The organism is Lentzea sp. (assembly GCF_036380075.1).
Taxonomy (GTDB): Bacteria; Actinomycetota; Actinomycetes; order Mycobacteriales; family Pseudonocardiaceae; genus Lentzea.
Map to the genome: position 1 here is coordinate 1 of NZ_DASVFL010000221.1, position 16,015 is coordinate 16,015.

The 16,015-nt window shown below is 69.6% G+C and carries 17 protein-coding genes; 12 read left to right on the forward strand and 5 right to left on the reverse strand.

The genetic code is table 11. The features are described from left to right. Positions 1–319: 319 nt before the first annotated feature. On the forward strand, positions 320–1,978 hold the full coding sequence (locus tag VF330_RS24440) for an MDR family MFS transporter (protein WP_330854002.1): 1,659 nt from the start codon (positions 320–322) through the stop codon (positions 1,976–1,978). On the opposite strand, the gene VF330_RS24445 is transcribed toward VF330_RS24440, so the two are convergent. Next, a complete protein-coding gene (locus VF330_RS24445) occupies positions 1,876–2,259 on the reverse strand; it encodes a VOC family protein (RefSeq protein WP_330854003.1) in 384 nt (127 codons plus the stop codon). The genes VF330_RS24440 and VF330_RS24445 overlap by 103 nt on opposite strands. Positions 2,260–2,406: 147 nt before the next feature. Between VF330_RS24445 and clpB the strand changes: the two genes are divergently transcribed. The 8 genes from clpB (at position 2,407) to VF330_RS24485 (ending at position 9,857) form a co-directional block, all read left to right on the forward strand. Continuing rightward, positions 2,407–4,989: an ATP-dependent chaperone ClpB gene (gene clpB, locus VF330_RS24450; RefSeq protein ID WP_330854004.1), complete on the forward strand. Its 2,583-nt coding sequence runs from the start codon at positions 2,407–2,409 to the stop codon at positions 4,987–4,989. Positions 4,990–5,159: 170 nt separating this feature from the next. Next, entirely contained in the window at positions 5,160–5,894 is a 735-nt protein-coding gene (locus VF330_RS24455; RefSeq protein WP_330854005.1) for a hypothetical protein, read from the forward strand. A gap of 181 nt (positions 5,895–6,075) precedes the next feature. Beyond that, a complete protein-coding gene (locus tag VF330_RS24460) occupies positions 6,076–6,252 on the forward strand; it encodes a peptidase (protein WP_330854006.1) in 177 nt (58 codons plus the stop codon). Between the two features lie 49 nt (positions 6,253–6,301). Then, positions 6,302–7,075, forward strand: coding sequence for an SDR family oxidoreductase (locus VF330_RS24465; RefSeq protein WP_330854007.1), 774 nt, complete (start codon positions 6,302–6,304; stop codon positions 7,073–7,075). A 39-nt stretch (positions 7,076–7,114) separates the two neighbouring features. Beyond that, on the forward strand, positions 7,115–7,669 hold the full coding sequence (pyrE, locus tag VF330_RS24470) for an orotate phosphoribosyltransferase (RefSeq protein WP_330854018.1): 555 nt from the start codon (positions 7,115–7,117) through the stop codon (positions 7,667–7,669). Positions 7,670–7,728: 59 nt separating this feature from the next. Beyond that, positions 7,729–8,097, forward strand: coding sequence for a DUF2784 domain-containing protein (locus tag VF330_RS24475; RefSeq protein WP_330854008.1), 369 nt, complete (start codon positions 7,729–7,731; stop codon positions 8,095–8,097). Beyond that, positions 8,069–8,734 (forward strand): TrmH family RNA methyltransferase, encoded by a 666-nt coding sequence (locus tag VF330_RS24480; protein WP_330854009.1) that lies wholly within the window; start codon positions 8,069–8,071, stop codon positions 8,732–8,734. Before VF330_RS24475 ends, VF330_RS24480 begins: the two co-directional genes overlap by 29 nt. Positions 8,735–8,759: 25 nt before the next feature. Continuing rightward, entirely contained in the window at positions 8,760–9,857 is a 1,098-nt protein-coding gene (locus VF330_RS24485) for a glycoside hydrolase family 76 protein (protein ID WP_330854010.1), read from the forward strand. A gap of 21 nt (positions 9,858–9,878) precedes the next feature. On the opposite strand, the gene VF330_RS24490 is transcribed toward VF330_RS24485, so the two are convergent. Together VF330_RS24490 and VF330_RS24495 are read right to left on the reverse strand one after the other, a co-directional pair. Then, positions 9,879–10,610 (reverse strand): sugar phosphate isomerase/epimerase family protein, encoded by a 732-nt coding sequence (locus VF330_RS24490; protein WP_330854011.1) that lies wholly within the window; start codon positions 10,608–10,610, stop codon positions 9,879–9,881. Then, complete coding sequence (locus VF330_RS24495) at positions 10,604–11,578, reverse strand: LacI family DNA-binding transcriptional regulator (RefSeq protein WP_330854012.1); 975 nt, start codon at positions 11,576–11,578, stop codon at positions 10,604–10,606. The genes VF330_RS24490 and VF330_RS24495 overlap by 7 nt, the downstream gene beginning before the upstream one ends. Before the next feature lie 34 nt (positions 11,579–11,612). On the opposite strand from VF330_RS24495, the gene VF330_RS24500 reads away from it, so the two are divergent. Both VF330_RS24500 and VF330_RS24505 read left to right on the forward strand, forming a co-directional pair. Then, positions 11,613–12,458 (forward strand): PfkB family carbohydrate kinase, encoded by an 846-nt coding sequence (locus VF330_RS24500; protein WP_330854013.1) that lies wholly within the window; start codon positions 11,613–11,615, stop codon positions 12,456–12,458. Continuing rightward, entirely contained in the window at positions 12,422–13,057 is a 636-nt protein-coding gene (locus VF330_RS24505; protein ID WP_330854014.1) for a nucleoside/nucleotide kinase family protein, read from the forward strand. The genes VF330_RS24500 and VF330_RS24505 overlap by 37 nt, the downstream gene beginning before the upstream one ends. Here VF330_RS24505 and VF330_RS24510 read toward each other — a convergent pair. Then, a complete protein-coding gene (locus VF330_RS24510) occupies positions 13,025–13,705 on the reverse strand; it encodes a DedA family protein (RefSeq protein ID WP_330854015.1) in 681 nt (226 codons plus the stop codon). The two genes, VF330_RS24505 and VF330_RS24510, sit on opposite strands and share 33 nt — an antisense overlap. A gap of 156 nt (positions 13,706–13,861) precedes the next feature. On the opposite strand from VF330_RS24510, the gene VF330_RS24515 reads away from it, so the two are divergent. After that, the gene (locus tag VF330_RS24515) at positions 13,862–15,238 is read left to right on the forward strand and encodes an FAD-binding oxidoreductase (protein ID WP_330854016.1); all 1,377 of its coding nucleotides are present in this window, start codon (positions 13,862–13,864) and stop codon (positions 15,236–15,238) included. Positions 15,239–15,296: 58 nt separating this feature from the next. On the opposite strand, the gene VF330_RS24520 is transcribed toward VF330_RS24515, so the two are convergent. Then, a partial coding sequence (locus VF330_RS24520) for a DedA family protein (RefSeq protein WP_330854017.1) occupies positions 15,297–16,015 on the reverse strand: 719 nt, incomplete at its 5' end.

The following is a 16,015-nucleotide window of genomic DNA, read 5'->3' on the forward strand; positions in this document are numbered from 1 at the left end:
TCAGGTCAAGTCGACGAAGAGCGTGTCGACTTGACCTGACCCCTCGGGCGCGGCAAGTGCTGAGGAGCGCTAGACGGGGGAGCCACCACCGCGCCTCGCTTTGCTCGGGACGGCTCGCCTGCGGCATCGCGGTTGGCTCGCCTTCGGCTTCGCGGAAGGCTTGCCTGCGGCCTCGCGTGGCTCGCCTTCGGCCTCGCGCGACTTGGGCTCTACCTTGCGGCGCGATCCTTGGTGTGACCCGTCAGTCACCGATTTAGTTGGCCTAGCTAACTATCTCCAGATATAGTTGTATGACATCAACTAATTACTGGAGGTGTGCTTGAACCGGCCCTCGTCACATCGGGAGATCCTCGAAGCTCTGTCCGGCATCTGGGTGGCGCTTCTCGTGGCGATCCTCAGTTCCACCATCGTCTCGAACGCTCTCCCGACGATCCTGGCCGAGCTCAAGGGCACGCAGACCCAGTACACGTGGGTCATCACGGCGATGTTGCTGGCGTCCACCGCCAGCACGCCTGTGTGGGGGAAGCTCGCGGATCTCTTCGACAAGAAGATGTTGTTGCAGACGGCCATCGTGTTGTTCGTGGTCGGCTCTGTGTTGGCTGGTCTCAGTCAGAACATGGAGCAGCTCATCGGGTTCCGGGTCGTTCAGGGGCTCGGGATGGGTGGGGTGCAGGCGCTCGGCCAGGTTGTGGTCGGGGCCCTGTTGAGTCCTCGTGAGCGGGGGCGGTACAGCGGGTACACCGGCATGGTCATCTCCGCCGGGACGGTCGGTGGGCCGTTGGTCGGTGGGTTCCTCGTGGACTGGCCTGGGTGGCGGTGGTGCTTCTTCGTCTGCGTGCCGTTGGCGCTGGTGGCGCTGGCCGTGCTGCACAAGACGCTGCACCTGCCTACGGTCAAGCAGCGGGTGAAGATCGACTACCTCGGGGCCACGTTGATCACCGGTGGCGTCAGCCTCGTGTTGATGTGGGTGTCGTTCGCCGGGAAGGACTTCGCCTGGATCTCGGGTGAGAGCGCGCTGTTCGCCGGTGGGGCCGTGCTGGCGATCGTGGGGGCCTACTTCGTCGAGCGGCGGGCTTCCGCGCCGGTCATCCCCCTGCACCTGTTCCGGAACCGGACCGTGGTGCTCGCGATGCTCGGTGGTGTCGCGGTCGGGACCGCGATGTTCGGGGCCTCGGTGTTCATGGGGCAGTACTTCCAGATCGCTCGCGGGTTCTCGCCCACCAAGGCCGGGTTGCTGACCGTGCCGCTGGTGCTCGGGTTGAGCATCTCGTCGACGATCAGCGGGCAGTTGATCGCCAAGAGCGGGAAGTGGAAGAGCTACCTGGTCTGGGGCTCGTTCTCGCTGGTCGCGGGGCTCGCGCTGCTCGGGACGATCGACCACCGGACCAACCTCGTGCTGATGGGGGCCTACCTGGCTCTGGTCGGTGTCGGGGTGGGGCTGACCATGCAGAACCTGGTGCTGGCCGTGCAGAACGGGGTCGGGATGGCCGACCTCGGGGCCGCCAGCTCCACGGCCACGTTCCTGCGGTCGTTGGGCGGGACGGCCGGCGTCTCGGTGCTCGGGGCCGTGCTGGCGGCCCACGTGAGCGCGAAGACGCTCGACCGCGGTTCCCTCTCCCCAGTGGTGCGGAACTCCTACGGTGACGCGATGGGGCAGTTGTTCCTCATCGCCGCCGGGCTCGCGGTGTTCACGGTGATCGCGGTGCTGCTGATCAAGGAGCAGCCGCTGCGCGAGTCCGTGGATGTCACCCCAACGGGTTCTGGTGCACAGACGGTCGCCACTGAATCTGGTTCACCTGTGGATACTGACCAGCGGATTGTGGACAAGTCCGCTCCCGCTGTGGACAAGCTGTTGGTGCTTTCGAGTGACGGTGGTCAGGAGGTCGCGGCGCGTTCGGCTGCGCTGCGTTCCACGCAGAACTCGTTGCCCTCGGGGTCGCGCATCGTCACCCAGCCCGTCCCGTCCGCCCTGCGCTGATCGTCGAAGACCGTCGCGCCGATGGCGAGGAGGCGTTCGACCTCCTCGTCACGGGTGCCGTCGGACGGCTGCAGGTCCAGGTGCAGGCGGTTCTTGAGCTCTTTGCCCTCCGGCACGTTGATGAACAGGTAGCGGATGCCGTTCGGCAGCTCGATGAGGCACTCCGGGTCGCCGGGGTTGTCGTCGTCGTGCACGGGGTGGCCGAGCACCCTGCTCCACCACGTGGCGATCTCGTAGGAGTCGCGCGCGTCGATGGTGATGCTGTGGATGATGGACGTCATGGGCTGATCTTGGCCCCAACCCGTGTCAGCTGACGTGCGATTTTCGCGATCGCGGTCACGTTCTTGTAGTTGAGCGGAACAGACTCAACTTTTCTGACGTTGTGCGGGATGATGGTCCATGCTGGAGGCTGACCACGAGGTGGAGGAATGGACGCTTTCAACCCGACGACGAAGACGCAGCAGGCGGTGTCCGCCGCGGTCCAGGCCGCGACGCTCAACGGGAACCCGGACGTGGGGTCCGTGCACCTGCTCAGTGCACTGCTGGCGCAGACGGACGGGTTGACCGCGCCGTTGCTCGAGGCGGTCGGCGCCGACGCCACGCTCGTGCGCAAGGAGCTGGAGCAGCTCTCCCGGTCGTTGCCCAGCGCTTCCGGCTCGACGGTCTCCGCGCCGCAGCTCTCGCGCGACGCCGTGCGGGTGCTCGGCAAGGCGCAGGAGCTCGCGACCGAGATGGGCGACGAGTACGTCTCGACCGAGCACCTGCTCGTGGGACTGGCGCAGCACGGTGGCCTGGTGGCCGACCTGCTGCGACGCCACGGTGCGACCCCTGACGCGTTGAAGGAGGCTTTCAGCCGTGTTCGTGGGTCGGCTCGTGTGACGTCCCCTGATCCCGAAGGCACTTACAAGGCGCTGGAGAAGTACGGCGTCGATCTGACCGAGCGCGCGCGCAAGGGCGAGCTCGACCCGGTGATCGGCCGTGACGCCGAGATCCGCCGGGTCGTGCAGGTGCTGTCGCGGCGCACCAAGAACAACCCGGTGCTGATCGGTGAGCCCGGTGTCGGCAAGACGGCGATCGTCGAGGGCCTGGCGCAGCGCGTCGTGGCCGGTGACGTGCCGGAGTCGCTGCGCGGCAAGAAGGTCGTGTCGCTCGACCTCGGCTCGATGGTCGCGGGCGCCAAGTACCGCGGCGAGTTCGAGGAGCGGCTCAAGGCCGTCCTGAAGGAGATCACCGACTCCGCCGGCCAGGTCATCACGTTCATCGACGAGCTGCACACCATCGTCGGCGCCGGTGCGACCGGTGAGTCGGCCATGGACGCCGGCAACATGATCAAGCCGATGCTGGCGCGCGGTGAGCTCCGGATGGTCGGTGCCACGACCCTGGACGAGTACCGCGAGCACATCGAGAAGGACGCCGCCCTGGAGCGCCGCTTCCAGCAGGTGCTGGTCGGCGAGCCGTCGGTGGAGGACACCGTCGGCATCCTGCGCGGGCTCAAGGAGCGCTACGAGGTGCACCACGGCGTGCGCATCACCGACGCCGCGCTCGTCGCCGCCGCGACCCTGTCCGACCGCTACATCACCGCGCGCTTCCTGCCGGACAAGGCGATCGACCTCGTCGACGAGGCCGCGTCCCGGCTGCGCATGGAGATCGACTCCCGGCCCGTCGAGATCGACACCGTCGAACGCGCCGTCCGCCGTCTCGAGATCGAGGAGATGGCGCTCGCGAAGGAGTCCGACGCGGCGTCGATCGAACGGCTGCACGCGCTGCGCGCCGAGCTGGCCGAGAAGCGCGAGGAGCTGGCCGCGCTCACGGCCCGGTGGCAGAACGAGAAGGGCTCCATCGACAAGGTCCGCACCTTGAAGGAGGAGCTGGAGTCGCTGCGCGGCGAGTCCGAACGGGCCGAGCGCGACGGCGACCTCGGGCGCGCCGCCGAGCTGCGCTACGGCCGCATCCCGGCGCTGGAGAAGGAGCTGGAGGCCGCCGCGGAGTCCACCCAGGAGGCCGCGATGCTGAAGGAGGAGGTCGGACCCGACGACGTCGCGGACGTGGTGTCGGCGTGGACCGGCATCCCGGCGGGCAGGCTGCTGGAGGGCGAGACCGCGAAGCTGCTGCGCATGGAGGACGAGCTGGGCCGGCGCGTCGTCGGCCAGGCCGAGGCCGTGCGGGTCGTGTCGGACGCGGTGCGCAGGACGCGCGCCGGCGTGGCCGACCCGGACCGCCCGACGGGGTCGTTCCTGTTCCTCGGCCCCACCGGCGTCGGCAAGACGGAGCTGGCCAAGGCGCTGGCGGCGTTCCTGTTCGACGACGAACGGGCGATGATCCGCATCGACATGAGCGAGTACTCCGAGAAGCACTCGGTGGCCCGCCTCGTCGGAGCGCCTCCCGGCTACGTCGGCTACGACCAGGGCGGCCAGCTCACCGAGTCGGTCCGCCGCCGCCCGTACTCGGTCGTGCTGCTCGACGAGGTCGAGAAGGCGCACCCGGACGTGTTCGACGTGCTGCTGCAGGTCCTCGACGACGGCCGCCTGACCGACGGCCAGGGCCGCACGGTCGACTTCCGCAACACGATCCTGGTGCTCACCTCGAACCTCGGCTCGCAGACGATCGTCAACCCGTCGCTGACCGAGCTGGAGCGCAAGGACGCGGTGCTGGCGGTCGTGCAGCGGCACTTCAAGCCGGAGTTCCTGAACCGGCTGGACGACGTCGTGGTGTTCCACGCGCTCGCCACCGAGGAGCTGACGTCCATCGTGGACATCCAGATCGCCCGCCTGGCTGACCGCCTCGCGGCGCGTCGCCTGGCACTGGACGTCACCGCGGCCGCCCGCGAATGGCTGGCGTTGAACGGCTTCGACCCGATCTACGGCGCGCGGCCGCTGCGGCGGCTGGTGCAGGCGGCGATCGGCGACCAGCTGGCGAAGGAGCTGCTGGCCGGTGAGGTGCGCGACGGCGACACCGTGCGGGTCGACGTGCTGGACGACCAGACGGGGCTGATCGTGGGCCGCACGGCCTGATCGACGTGGGGAAGCGGCCCCGCCGGGAGACCGGCGGGGCCGTTTTCGTTCTCGAGGCAGGAGGCCGTGGACACCCGTGCGGCGCCCCCGACCACCTCGAATAGGCACCCGCGGGCACGACGCGCGGAAGTGATCTTCGTTCCTCGCCCTCGACCCACTACGCTTCAGCTGTGGGCATACCGGCGTGGGTCTGGTTCACCGTCGCCGCGGTGGCGGGTGTGGCGGGGTTCGCCCTGCTCGCGACCGACCGGGCGCAACGAACCGCGCGTAATCGTGAACGGCGCCGTTGGGCTGCCCTGCGCGGCTGGCAGTTCGAGGAGACAGACCACGTGCTGCCGACTCGGTGGGAGGCCGGCGCCATCGCGTACTACGGCACCGGGCTCGCCCGGGACGTCGTCGCGGGGTCGACCTTCACGGCCGACGGGCGGCGGCAGGTCTACGTGCTCGACCACGAGACCGGCGGCAAGGTCAACTCCGTGCTGGTCGGCGTGCGGTGCCGGCGGGCGCTGTCGGTGGTGATCGAGCTCTGGCTGTCGACCGTGCCGTTCCAGCGCGACAACGACAAGATGCCGATGCCGGACCTGCTCGGGCCGGTGGGCTCGCGGTACGCGTTCGTCACGGACGTGCCGGCCGCTCGCAAGATCATCACGCCGGACCTGATCGACGCCGCCGAGGAGATCGGCGGGGACGTCACGGTCGTCTGGATGGAGAACGACTGGGTGCTGGCCGCCGCGCCGCCCAACTCGTCGCCCGCGCGCCTCGAACGGCTGCTGCGCGACGTCGGTGAGCTGGCGGACGTCATCGACCCGTTCGACCCCGACCCCTCCGAACCGGAGGAAGCGGTGGTCGAGGAGGACGAAGGTGGCGAGGTCTACCGGCCGTCGTTCGGACGGAAACAGAGTTAACCCAGCGTGATGTATCGCACCGTAACCAGCTACCGCGGTGCTCGTGCCAGGCGTATTCCGTACAGCTGCTCCAGTGGCGTGACCCAGGTCACGCCACTCTCCGTGTAAAACATCGGTGGGGAATCCAGATAGACCCTGCGCAGGTCGTCGTGTCCCCGAACCCCCCCCGGAGGGATCCACGATGTACGGAGTAAAGGCAGTTGCACCCGTTGCCGTCGCCGGTACGGCGTCCGTCGTGACGCTCGCCAACACCGGTGCGTCGGTCGGGTGGGTGCTGGCAGGCGGAGTCGCCTTGGTCGTCTCGGGCCTCGCGCTGCGTCTCGCGGTTCTCCGCCGTCCGGCGAAGAACGAAGTGTGATCATCGGCGGCCTTCGGCCCCGGCGGATTTCCGACTACCGTGCGGTGGCATGCCAACCGCACTGGTGACCGGATCTACCGTCGGGATCGGGGCCGCCTTCGCCCGCAGGCTCGCGGCCGAGGGATACGACCTCGTGCTGGTCGCGCGCACCGCGTCCGCACTCGAAGAGCTCGCGCGGCAGCTGCGCGACCGCCACGGCGTCCACGTCGACGTCCTGCCGGCCGACCTCAGCGACGCCGCCGAGCGCGCGAAGGTCGAGGCACGTCTCGCCGAGTCGGCCGTCGACCTGCTCGTCAACAACGCCGGTTTCGCCAACAGCGGCGAGTTCTTCGCGGCCGACGTGGAGAAGCTCCAGGCCCAGCTCGACGTCAACGTCGCCACGGTGCTGCGCCTGTGCCGGGCCGCGATCCCCGCGATGATGGCCCGCGGCAAGGGCGACGTGATCAACGTGTCCAGCGTCGCGAGCTTCCTGCCCGGCCGCGGCACCAGCTACAGCGCCGACAAGGCGTGGGTGACGACGTTCTCCGAGGGCATGGCCCTCGCGACCGAGGGCACCGGCGTGCGGATCATGGCCCTGTGCCCGGGTTTCGTGCGCACCGAGTTCCACAAGCGCGCCAACATCGACATGTCGAAGACGCCGAACTTCCTCTACGTCGACGCCGACCGGTTGGTCCACGAAGGACTCCGCGACCTGCGCCGCGGCAAGCCGTTGTCGATCCCCGGCGCGCAGTACAAGGCGATCGTGACGATCTCGCGGCTGATCCCGCGGGCGGTCGTGCGCAAGATGGCCTCCCGCATGGCGGGTGGGCGCGGACGCACGTGACGGCGGCGTGTGCGAAGGTAGCGACCTGTGCGAACTGAAGTGGTCTTGGACGCGAACGCGAAGTCTGAGCTCGCCCGTCTGGTGAGCGAGCTGGCCGTGGTGCACGGCAAGGTGACCCTGTCGAGTGGCAAGGAAGCCGACTACTACGTCGACCTGCGGCGGGCCACGCTGCACCACGCGGCGGCTCCCCTGATCGGCAAGCTCCTGCGGCAGCTCACGAGCGACTGGGACTTCGTCGCCGTCGGCGGTCTCACGCTCGGCGCCGACCCCGTCGCCTACGCGATGATGCACTCCGCCTCGGCCGACGGTGACGTGCTCGACGCGTTCGTGGTCCGCAAGGCGAACAAGGCGCATGGCATGCAGCGCCAGATCGAGGGCATCGACGTCCGCGGGCAGCGCGTGCTGGCCGTCGAGGACACCTCCACGACGGGCGGTTCGGTGTTGACGGCCGTCACAGCGCTGCGCGAGCACGGCGCCGACGTCATCGGCGTCGCCACGGTCGTCGACCGAGGTACGGGCGCCAAGGAGGCCATCGAGGCAGAGGGTCTGCAGTACCGCTACCTGCTCGACCTGAACGACCTCGGACTGGCCTGAGGTTTTATCCAGAGCGCTGCGAGCCACCCCGTCCTAGTCTGGAGGGCGGGGTGGTGCGAATGGCCGGGTTGTTCGCAGAAGCAGTCGTGGTGCTGCACTTCACGGTGATGGCGTTCCTGCTCGTGGGCGGGTTCCTGGCGTGGCGGTGGCGGTGGGTCATCTACCCGCACCTCGCGCTCGGGGCGTGGGCCGTCCTCAGCATCATCACGCCGACCGTCTGCCCGCTCACGGTGTGGGAGAACCACTTCCGCGTGATGGCCGGCATGCCGCCGCTGGAGACCGGGTTCATCGACCACTACATCGACGGCGTCTGGTACCCGGAGAGCGCGTCGACGCTGGTCCAGCTCGTGCTCGGGGCGGTCGTGCTGACGTCGTGGGTCGGCTTCTACGCTGGCGGGCGTGCTGCTCGAAGGCTTTCACACGGTTAAGCACGCGCTGCGCTTCGGCGCCGAGGTGCGGCCGTTGCTCACGACGGACCTCGGCGACGCGGTGAAGCTCGCCGAGTCGCACGCGCCGGACCTGGTCGACCGGTTCGCCCAGGCCACCGAGGTCGACCAGAAGGTGTTCGTGCTGCGGGTCGGCCGCACGCACCCGACCGGGGTCGCCGGGTTCGCCGACCGGCCGGAGTTGCCGTTCGACCGGCCGGCGCCGGTCGTGCTGCTCGACAACCCGCGCAACCTCGGCAACTTCGGTGCGGCCATCCGCGTGGCCGCCGGTCTCGACGCGGGCGGCGTGCTCTCCACCGGCGATGTCGACCCGTGGCACCCCAACGTGCTGAGGGGGTCCGCGGGCCTGCACTTCGCATTGCCGGTCGCGAAGGCGGAGAGCCTCGACTTCGCGGGCGAGCTGATCGCGTTCGACGCTGACGGCGACCTGCTCCGGGGCCCGATCCCCGACGACGCCGTGCTGGCGTTCGGGTCGGAGCGCCACGGCCTGTCCGACGGGGTGCGGAAGAGGGCCACCAGGGTCGTGCGCCTGCCCATGCGGGACAGGGTCAGCAGTTACAACCTGACAACTTCTGTGGCCATGGGCCTGTACCACTGGGCGGTTCACCGAGCTTCTTGATCGGTCAAGCACTCACGATGATCCAGTGGCGACTTCGAAACTGCTGGCGGCGCGTGCAGGGGTCGCGGAGCGCGCGGTGTACTCCCGGCACCTGCGGCGGGTCTGGGGTGTGCCGGGCACGCTGCTCGGAGCGAGGGTGTGGCCCCCGTTGTTCAGGGACAGGCTGCACGCCAGCTTCAACTACTGGTGGCAGGCGCACCTGCTCGACTGCATGGTCGACGGCTACCTGCGTTCGCCGAACGAGCGGCGCAGGACCGCGATCACCAAGGTCGTGCGCGGTATCCGGGTGCGCAACGTCCTGGGCTGGACCAACGACTTCTACGACGACGTGGCGTGGCTCGGCCTGGCCCTGCAACGCGCGCAGCACGACGTCGGCGTCACCAAGCCCGAGGCGTTGCGGGCGATCGCCGAGCAGCTGCGCGACGGCTGGACCGACCACGCCGGCGGCGGCATCTGGTGGAAGCGCGACGACGACTTCAAGAACGTGCCCGCCAACGGTCCCGCCGCGATCTTCCTGGCCCGCCAAAACGAGCGCACCGACCTCGCCCGCGCCCGGTCCACGGTGGACTGGGTCGAGGAGCACCTGGTGGACGAGAGCAGCGGCCTCGCGTGGGACGGCCTGCACGTCCACCCGAACGGCGAGATCCGCGAGTACGAGAAGAACATCTACACGTACTGCCAGGGCGTCCTGATCGGCGCGTGCGTCGAGCTCGCCAAGCACGGCCAGAAGGACAAGTGGCTCGACCGGGCCGCGCGCACGATCACCGCGGTGCACGACGACCTCGCCACCGACGGCGTGCTCAAGGGCCAGGGCGGGGGCGACGGCGGCCTGTTCGCGGGCATCCTCACGCGCTACCTCGCGCAGGCGGCGCTGACGATCACCGAGCTCGACCCCGGCCGCGCGGTGACCGCCGACCTGGCGCGCGAGCTCGTGATCCAGTCGGCGGAGGCGGCGTGGGCGAACCGCACGATGGCGGTGAGCGGTCCGCTGTTCGGTCCGGAGTGGACCGTGCCAGCGACCGAGGCCGAGGGCCGCGACCTGTCCGTGCAGCTGGGTGGCTGGATGTGCCTGGAGGCCGCCGCCCTGCTCGAACGCAACGGGCTCGACGTCGCGCCTGCTTGAGATGGTCACGGCCTGAGGCGGCTACGGCCTGAGACAGCTCAGCAGCGTCTTCGCGTCCTCGCGGAACTGCTCGGGCGAGTCGTCGCGCACGAACTCCAGCAACGCGTGGCGCTCGACGCCGTCGCGCGCCAGTTCGCCCAGCACCGGCTTCCACAGGTCACGGCGCTCGGAGAGCGGCAGCCGGTCCCGGAACCCGCCGGGGCCCCACGAGAAGACGTGCGCCGTCACCGGTTCCAGCGTCCGCACCTCGTGCACGGCGGAGAACACGTCCTGGCCGCCGCGCGGCTGCCAGTACGACACCACGCCGTCGACCTCGTCCAGCAGCCGCACGGCCGAGTCCAGCGTGTCCGTCAGCGTGTTCGGGTGGTACTCCAGCGCGATCTTCGTGCCCATCGCGTCGGCGTGCTCGACGGCGTGCTGCAACGCCTCGACCACCGCGCCGCGGTCGGCGCACTCGGCCGACCCCGACGTGCCGGCCCAGACCCGCACGAGCGGCGCGTCCAGCTCGGCCGCGGTCTCCAGCACCGGCGCCAGCTCGGCCCGGTCCGACACCCCGGCGCGGTAGTACGACCCGTAGGCGGCGACCTCCAGTCCGGTGTCGAGCGCCTGCCGCGCCGCCGCGAAGTCGCCGGGCGGCACGTGCACGTCCGCACCCCACTCCACGGCCCGCAACCCGCACTCCAGCGCCAGCGCGCCGATCTCGGGAACCGTGAGCTGCCGGAACGTCACCGAGACGAGCCCGGGGATCAGCACCCGCAGGACTGCCGGTGCATCAGCGAGGGCGAGAGCCGGATGGTCTCGGGTGCGCGGTCCGGGTCGGCGATCCGCGAGAGCAGCAGCTTGACCGCGGTCCGGCCGATCTCCTCGACGGGCTGGGCCAGCGTCGTGAGCGGCGGGTCGATCAGCGTGGCCCACTCGACCTCGTCGTAGGCGACGACGGCCAGGTCGGTGCCGAGCTTCAGGCCGCGGGCGCGGGCTTCGTGCAGCATGCCGACGGTCACCAGGTGGTCGGCGGCGACGACGGCGGTCGCCGGGTCGTCCTGGTCGAGCAGCGGCGCGAGCCAGCCGCTCTGCGACACCAGGGCCTCGTCCCACTTCAGGCCCGCGCGGCCGAGGCCGAGGCGGTAGCCGAGGATGCGTTCCTCGGTCGTCGCCACGCCCGCCTTGCCGCAGACGATGCCGATCCGCCGGTGGCCCAGCTCCGCGAGGTGGCGGACCAGACCCGACGTGGCCTGCACGTTCTCCGGGCCGACCTGGTCGATGTCCTTGGCGACGGTCAGCCGGTCGACCAGCACGGTGGGGATGCCCAGCCGTTTGAGCTCGGGCAGCACCTGGTTGCCCGCACCCGCCGACGGCGTGAGCAGCAGCCCGTCGACCCGTCTGGACCGCAGCATCCGCACGGCGGCCTGCTCGGACTCCGGGGTGTCCCGCGTGTCGATCAGCACGAGCGAGTAGCCGCTGCGGGTCGCTTCCGACTCGATGGCGGCGATCAGCTCGGCGAAGTACGGGTGCGAGACCAGCGAGACCGCGAGCCCGAGCGACTTGGTGCCGCCCATGACCAGAGACCGCGCGATGGCGTCACCCGTGTACCCCGTTTCGTCGATCGCCTTCTGGACGCGCTCGCGCGTGTCCCCGGCGACCGGCCTGGTCTCGTTGATCACGTGTGACACCGTGGTGATGGAGACCCCCGCGAGAGCCGCGACATCCCGCATGGTGACCATGACCTGGGACCATACCCGTTTGGAGGAAGCCCAGATGGCAGCCGTGCTGTGTGTCGGGCTCACAACCCTCGATGTGACCCAACGGGTGGAATCCTTCCCGGACCCCGGTCAGAAGATCAGGTCGTTCGACGCGGCCCTGTCGCCCGGCGGTCCAGCGGCGAACGCGGCCCGCGCGGTCGCCGCGCTGGGCGGGTCGGCGGCGTTGCTCACCGCGTTGGGGGCGGACGCGCTGGGCGAGTTCGTCCGCGGTTCCTTGGAACCGGTCCAAGTCACCGCGGTGGCCGGCACGACGCCCGTGAGCATGGTCGTCGTCAGAGACGCTGATGGGGAGCGCACGGTCGTCTCCCGCAACGCCTCGGTGCCCGTGGAAGCGCCCGATCTGTCCGATCTCCTGGACGCCGCGGACGTCGTCCTCTTGGACGGGCACCACGACGGGCTCGCCGTCCCCGCCGCCCAGCAGGCGAAAGAGCGCGGATTGCCTGTGGTGCTCGACGCCGGGAGCTGGAAACCTGTCCTCGATCACCTGTTGCCGCTGGTCGACGTGGCCGCCTGCGCTTCGGGGTTCGAGCGGTCCGACGCCGAGGTGCACTCCTACGGGGTGCCGCTGGTGATCCGCACGCAGGGTGCGGCACCGGTGACCTGGTCGCGGAACGGCTCGACCGGAGCGGTGCCCGTGCCGGCGGTGGAGGTGAAGGACACGAACGGTGCCGGTGACGTCTGGCACGGCGCGTACGCCTACGCGCTGGCGTCGGGGACGGACCCGGTGGCGGCCATCGGCTTCGCGTCGGAGGCGGCCGCCGTTCGCGTCGGTGCGGTCGGGGACTGGATCAGGGAGCTGGCGCGGTGGCAGGACAGCAGGTCAGGTTCGAAGAGCTGCTAGAACGGGCTCGGGTGCTCACCGACCAGGGTGAGCGCAAGATTCTCGGCATCGGCGGCGCGCCCGGTTCCGGCAAGTCGACACTCGCGCGGCGGCTCGTCGAGGCACTCGACGGCCAGGCCGTGCTGGTCGAGATGGACGGCTTCCACCTCGCGCAGAGCGAGCTGGAACGGCTGCGGCTCGTCGAACGCAAGGGAGCGCCCGACACGTTCGACATCCCCGGCTACGTCGACCTGCTCGGCCGGATCAAGGCGTGCGGGCCGGACATGATCTACGCGCCGCAGTTCCGCCGCGAGATCGAGGAACCCGTCGCGTGCGCCGTGCCGGTGCACCCGGACGTGCCGCTGGTCGTCACCGAGGGCAACTACCTGCTGCTCAACTACGACAAGTGGAAACGCGTCCGGATCATCCTCGACGAGGCGTGGTTCCTGTTCATCGACGAGGACGTGCGCGTCCAGCGGCTGATCGACCGCCACCTGCGGTACGGGCGGACCCTGTCGGAGGCGGAGGAACGCGTCCTGCACGGCACGGACCACGTCAACGCGCTGATGGTGAACTCGTCGAAGGGCTCAGCGGACCTGCTGATCACCGAGGTGCTCTAGTTCCTCGGTGTCGAGGTCGCCCGTCTCGTCGACCGGCTTGGCCATCTCCTGGCGGTAGCGCCAGATGCCCCAGCCGGTGCCGCCGACGAAGAACGCGACGCTGACGACGATCGCCGCGGTCTCGAGCCACGGGAACTGCTGCAGGACGCCGGCGCCGTAGTAGCCGGCGAGCACCAGCGTCGGCACCCACGCGATGGCGCCGAGGGTGGTGGCCAGCGTGAACCGGCGGAGGTCCATGCGCGCGGCGCCGGCGATGACCGGTGCCAGCGTGCGGATCCACGGGATCCAGCGGGCGAGCACGATCGCCCAGAACCCGCGCCGGTCGAGGAAGTCGCCGGCGCGTTTCAGGTTCTGCCTGTTCAGAACCTTGCCGCCCTGGCGCGCGAGCACGCGCGTGCCGGTCGCTCTGCCGATGTAGTAGCCGACCAGGTTGCCGACGACGGCCACGACCAGTGCGGCGAGCGACAGCAGCCACGCCGACAGCTCGCCGCTGTGGGTCGCCAGCACCACACCGGCGGCGAACAGCAGCGAGTCACCGGGCAGGAAGAGCCCGAAGATGAAAGCGCACTCGACGAAGATGAAGCTGAGCACGATGACCCAGACGGCCACCGGACCCGCGGTCTCCAGCGAGGCGAAAGCATGCGCCACGGTGAACCAGCCTACGTCGTGCTACGCCGTTGGCATGGCGACATCGGTCTGACGGGTCGACGAAATCCAGGTTGAGCACGCTCGGTCACCACGTGAACTCGTCGCCGTCGGAATTGCCACCTGGTGCACTGGTCGAATCGAGCTAGCGTGGCCCGCATGGAGACGTTGCTCGCTGAACTCCGCACCGCACTGGGTGACGCAGGCGTCCTGACCGATGCCGACGTCACCGCGGGCTACCGGCGCGACATGATGCCGCTGGCGCCGCACGGCAGCCCGCTGGCGGTGGTGTTCCCCGTCGACACGGCCCAGGTCCAGGCGGTCGTGCGGGCGTGCGCGAGCCACCGGGTCCCGATCGTCCCCCGCGGCGCGGGCAGCGGCCTGTCCGGCGCCGCGAACGCGATCGAGGGTTGCGTCGTCCTGGTCACCACGAAGATGAACGCGATCGTCGAGATCGACGCCGACAACCGCCTCGCCGTGGTCGAGCCGGGGGTCGTCAACCTCGACCTGCGCACCGCCGTCGAGAAGGACGGCCTGTTCTACCCGCCCGACCCGAGCAGCTACGACTGGTGCACGATCGGCGGCAACCTCTCCACCAACGCCGGTGGCCTGTGCTGCGTGAAGTACGGCGTGACCACCGACTCCGTGCTGGGCCTGGAGGTCGTGCTGGCCGACGGCGAGGTCCTGCGCACCGGCCGCCGCACGGTCAAGGGCGTCGCGGGCTACGACCTGACGAAGCTCTTCGTCGGCTCCGAGGGCACGCTCGGCGTGATCACGAAGGCCACGCTGGCGTTGCGGCCCCTGCCGCAGGCCCCCGCCACGCTGGTCGCCGCGTTCGGCAGCACCGCCCTCGCCGGTGCCGCGGTCAGCCGGATCGTCCGCGAGGGCCTGGTGCCGTCGTTGATGGAGATCATGGACCGCACCTCGATCGAGGCCGTCGAGCAGTACCTGAAGACCGAGCTCGGTGCCGGTCCCGGCTGCGCGGCGCTGCTGATCTGCCAGTCCGACGCGGGTGGCGAGCAGGCGCGCGACGAGCTGCGCAAGATCGAGGAGATCTGCCTGGGCGCGGACCTCGTGTACGCGACCCACGACGTCAACGAGGGCCGTGACCTGCTGACCGCCCGCCGGGCCGTGCTGACGGCGCTGGAGATCTACGGCTCCTGGCTCACCGACGACGTCTGCGTGCCGCGCACCCGCATCGCCGAGCTCATCCAGGGCTGCGAGGACATCGCGGCGGAGGTCGGCCTGAAGATCGCCGTCGTCGGCCACGCGGGCGACGGCAACATGCACCCGACGATCGTCTACGACCCCACCGACGCCGACCAGTTCGCCCGCGCTCAGAAGGCGTTCGACGACATCCTCGCCGTGGGGCTGTCGCTGGGCGGCACGGTCACCGGCGAGCACGGCGTCGGCAAGATCAAGCGCGAGTGGCTGGCGAAGGAGATCGGGCCGGTCGGGCTGCGCGTGCACCGCGAGATCAAGCGTGCGCTCGACCCGGAGAACCTGTTCAACCCCGGCTCGATGTTCAGCCTCTGACGCCGAACGCGAGAGGCCCGCCTGCCACCGGGCAGACGGGCCTCTCGGATGCTTCGGGTCAGCGCTCGACGCGGGGGATGATCTGCGTCGAGTCGTCCTGGACCTGGGCCTGCATCACCTGCGTGATGTCGTCGGCCTCCGCCTGCAGGAGCGCCTTCTTCTCCTTGCGGGCCTTGATCACCTCGATGATGATCGGCACGACCGACAGCAGCACGATGGCGATCAGCGTGATCTCGAGGTTGTTCCTGATCACGGACACCTGGCCGAGGAAGTAGCCGAGGATCGTCAGGCCGGCCGCCCAGGCCACGCCGCCGATCGCCGAGTACGTGAAGTACTTCTTCGGGTCCATCTTGCCGACGCCCGCCATCGCGGTGATGAACGTGCGGACGATCGGCACGAACCGCGCGAGGACGATGGCGCGGGCGCCGTACTTGTCGAAGAACTCCTGCGTCTTGTCGACGTACTCCTTCTTGAAGATCTTCGACTCCGGCTTGCTGAACAGCGCCGGACCGGCCTTCGCGCCGATGTAGTACCCGGCGACGTTGCCGACGAACGCGCAGACCGTCAGCAAGGCGCAGACGAGCCAGAGCGGGGTGTCGATGGTGCCGGCCGCGACGAAGAGACCCGCTGTGAACAGCAGCGAGTCACCCGGCAGGAAGAAGCCGACGAGCAGCCCGCACTCCGCGAAGATGATGAGGCACAGCCCGATGAGCATGTACGGGCCGAGCCCGTTCAGCAGAACGGTGGGGTCCAGCCAGTCAGGGCCCAATGCAACAG

Coding starts and splice junctions, on each gene's coding strand:
- VF330_RS24465 (WP_330854007.1), top strand. CDS start 6,302: ATGCCAACCGCACTGGTGACCGGATCTACCGTCGGGATCGGGGCCGCC.
- VF330_RS24495 (WP_330854012.1), bottom strand. CDS start 11,578: ATGGTCACCATGCGGGATGTCGCGGCTCTCGCGGGGGTCTCCATCACC.
- VF330_RS24500 (WP_330854013.1), top strand. CDS start 11,613: ATGGCAGCCGTGCTGTGTGTCGGGCTCACAACCCTCGATGTGACCCAA.
- VF330_RS24475 (WP_330854008.1), top strand. CDS start 7,729: ATGGCCGGGTTGTTCGCAGAAGCAGTCGTGGTGCTGCACTTCACGGTG.
- VF330_RS24445 (WP_330854003.1), bottom strand. CDS start 2,259: ATGACGTCCATCATCCACAGCATCACCATCGACGCGCGCGACTCCTAC.
- VF330_RS24515 (WP_330854016.1), top strand. CDS start 13,862: ATGGAGACGTTGCTCGCTGAACTCCGCACCGCACTGGGTGACGCAGGC.
- VF330_RS24460 (WP_330854006.1), top strand. CDS start 6,076: ATGTACGGAGTAAAGGCAGTTGCACCCGTTGCCGTCGCCGGTACGGCG.
- clpB (WP_330854004.1), top strand. CDS start 2,407: ATGGACGCTTTCAACCCGACGACGAAGACGCAGCAGGCGGTGTCCGCC.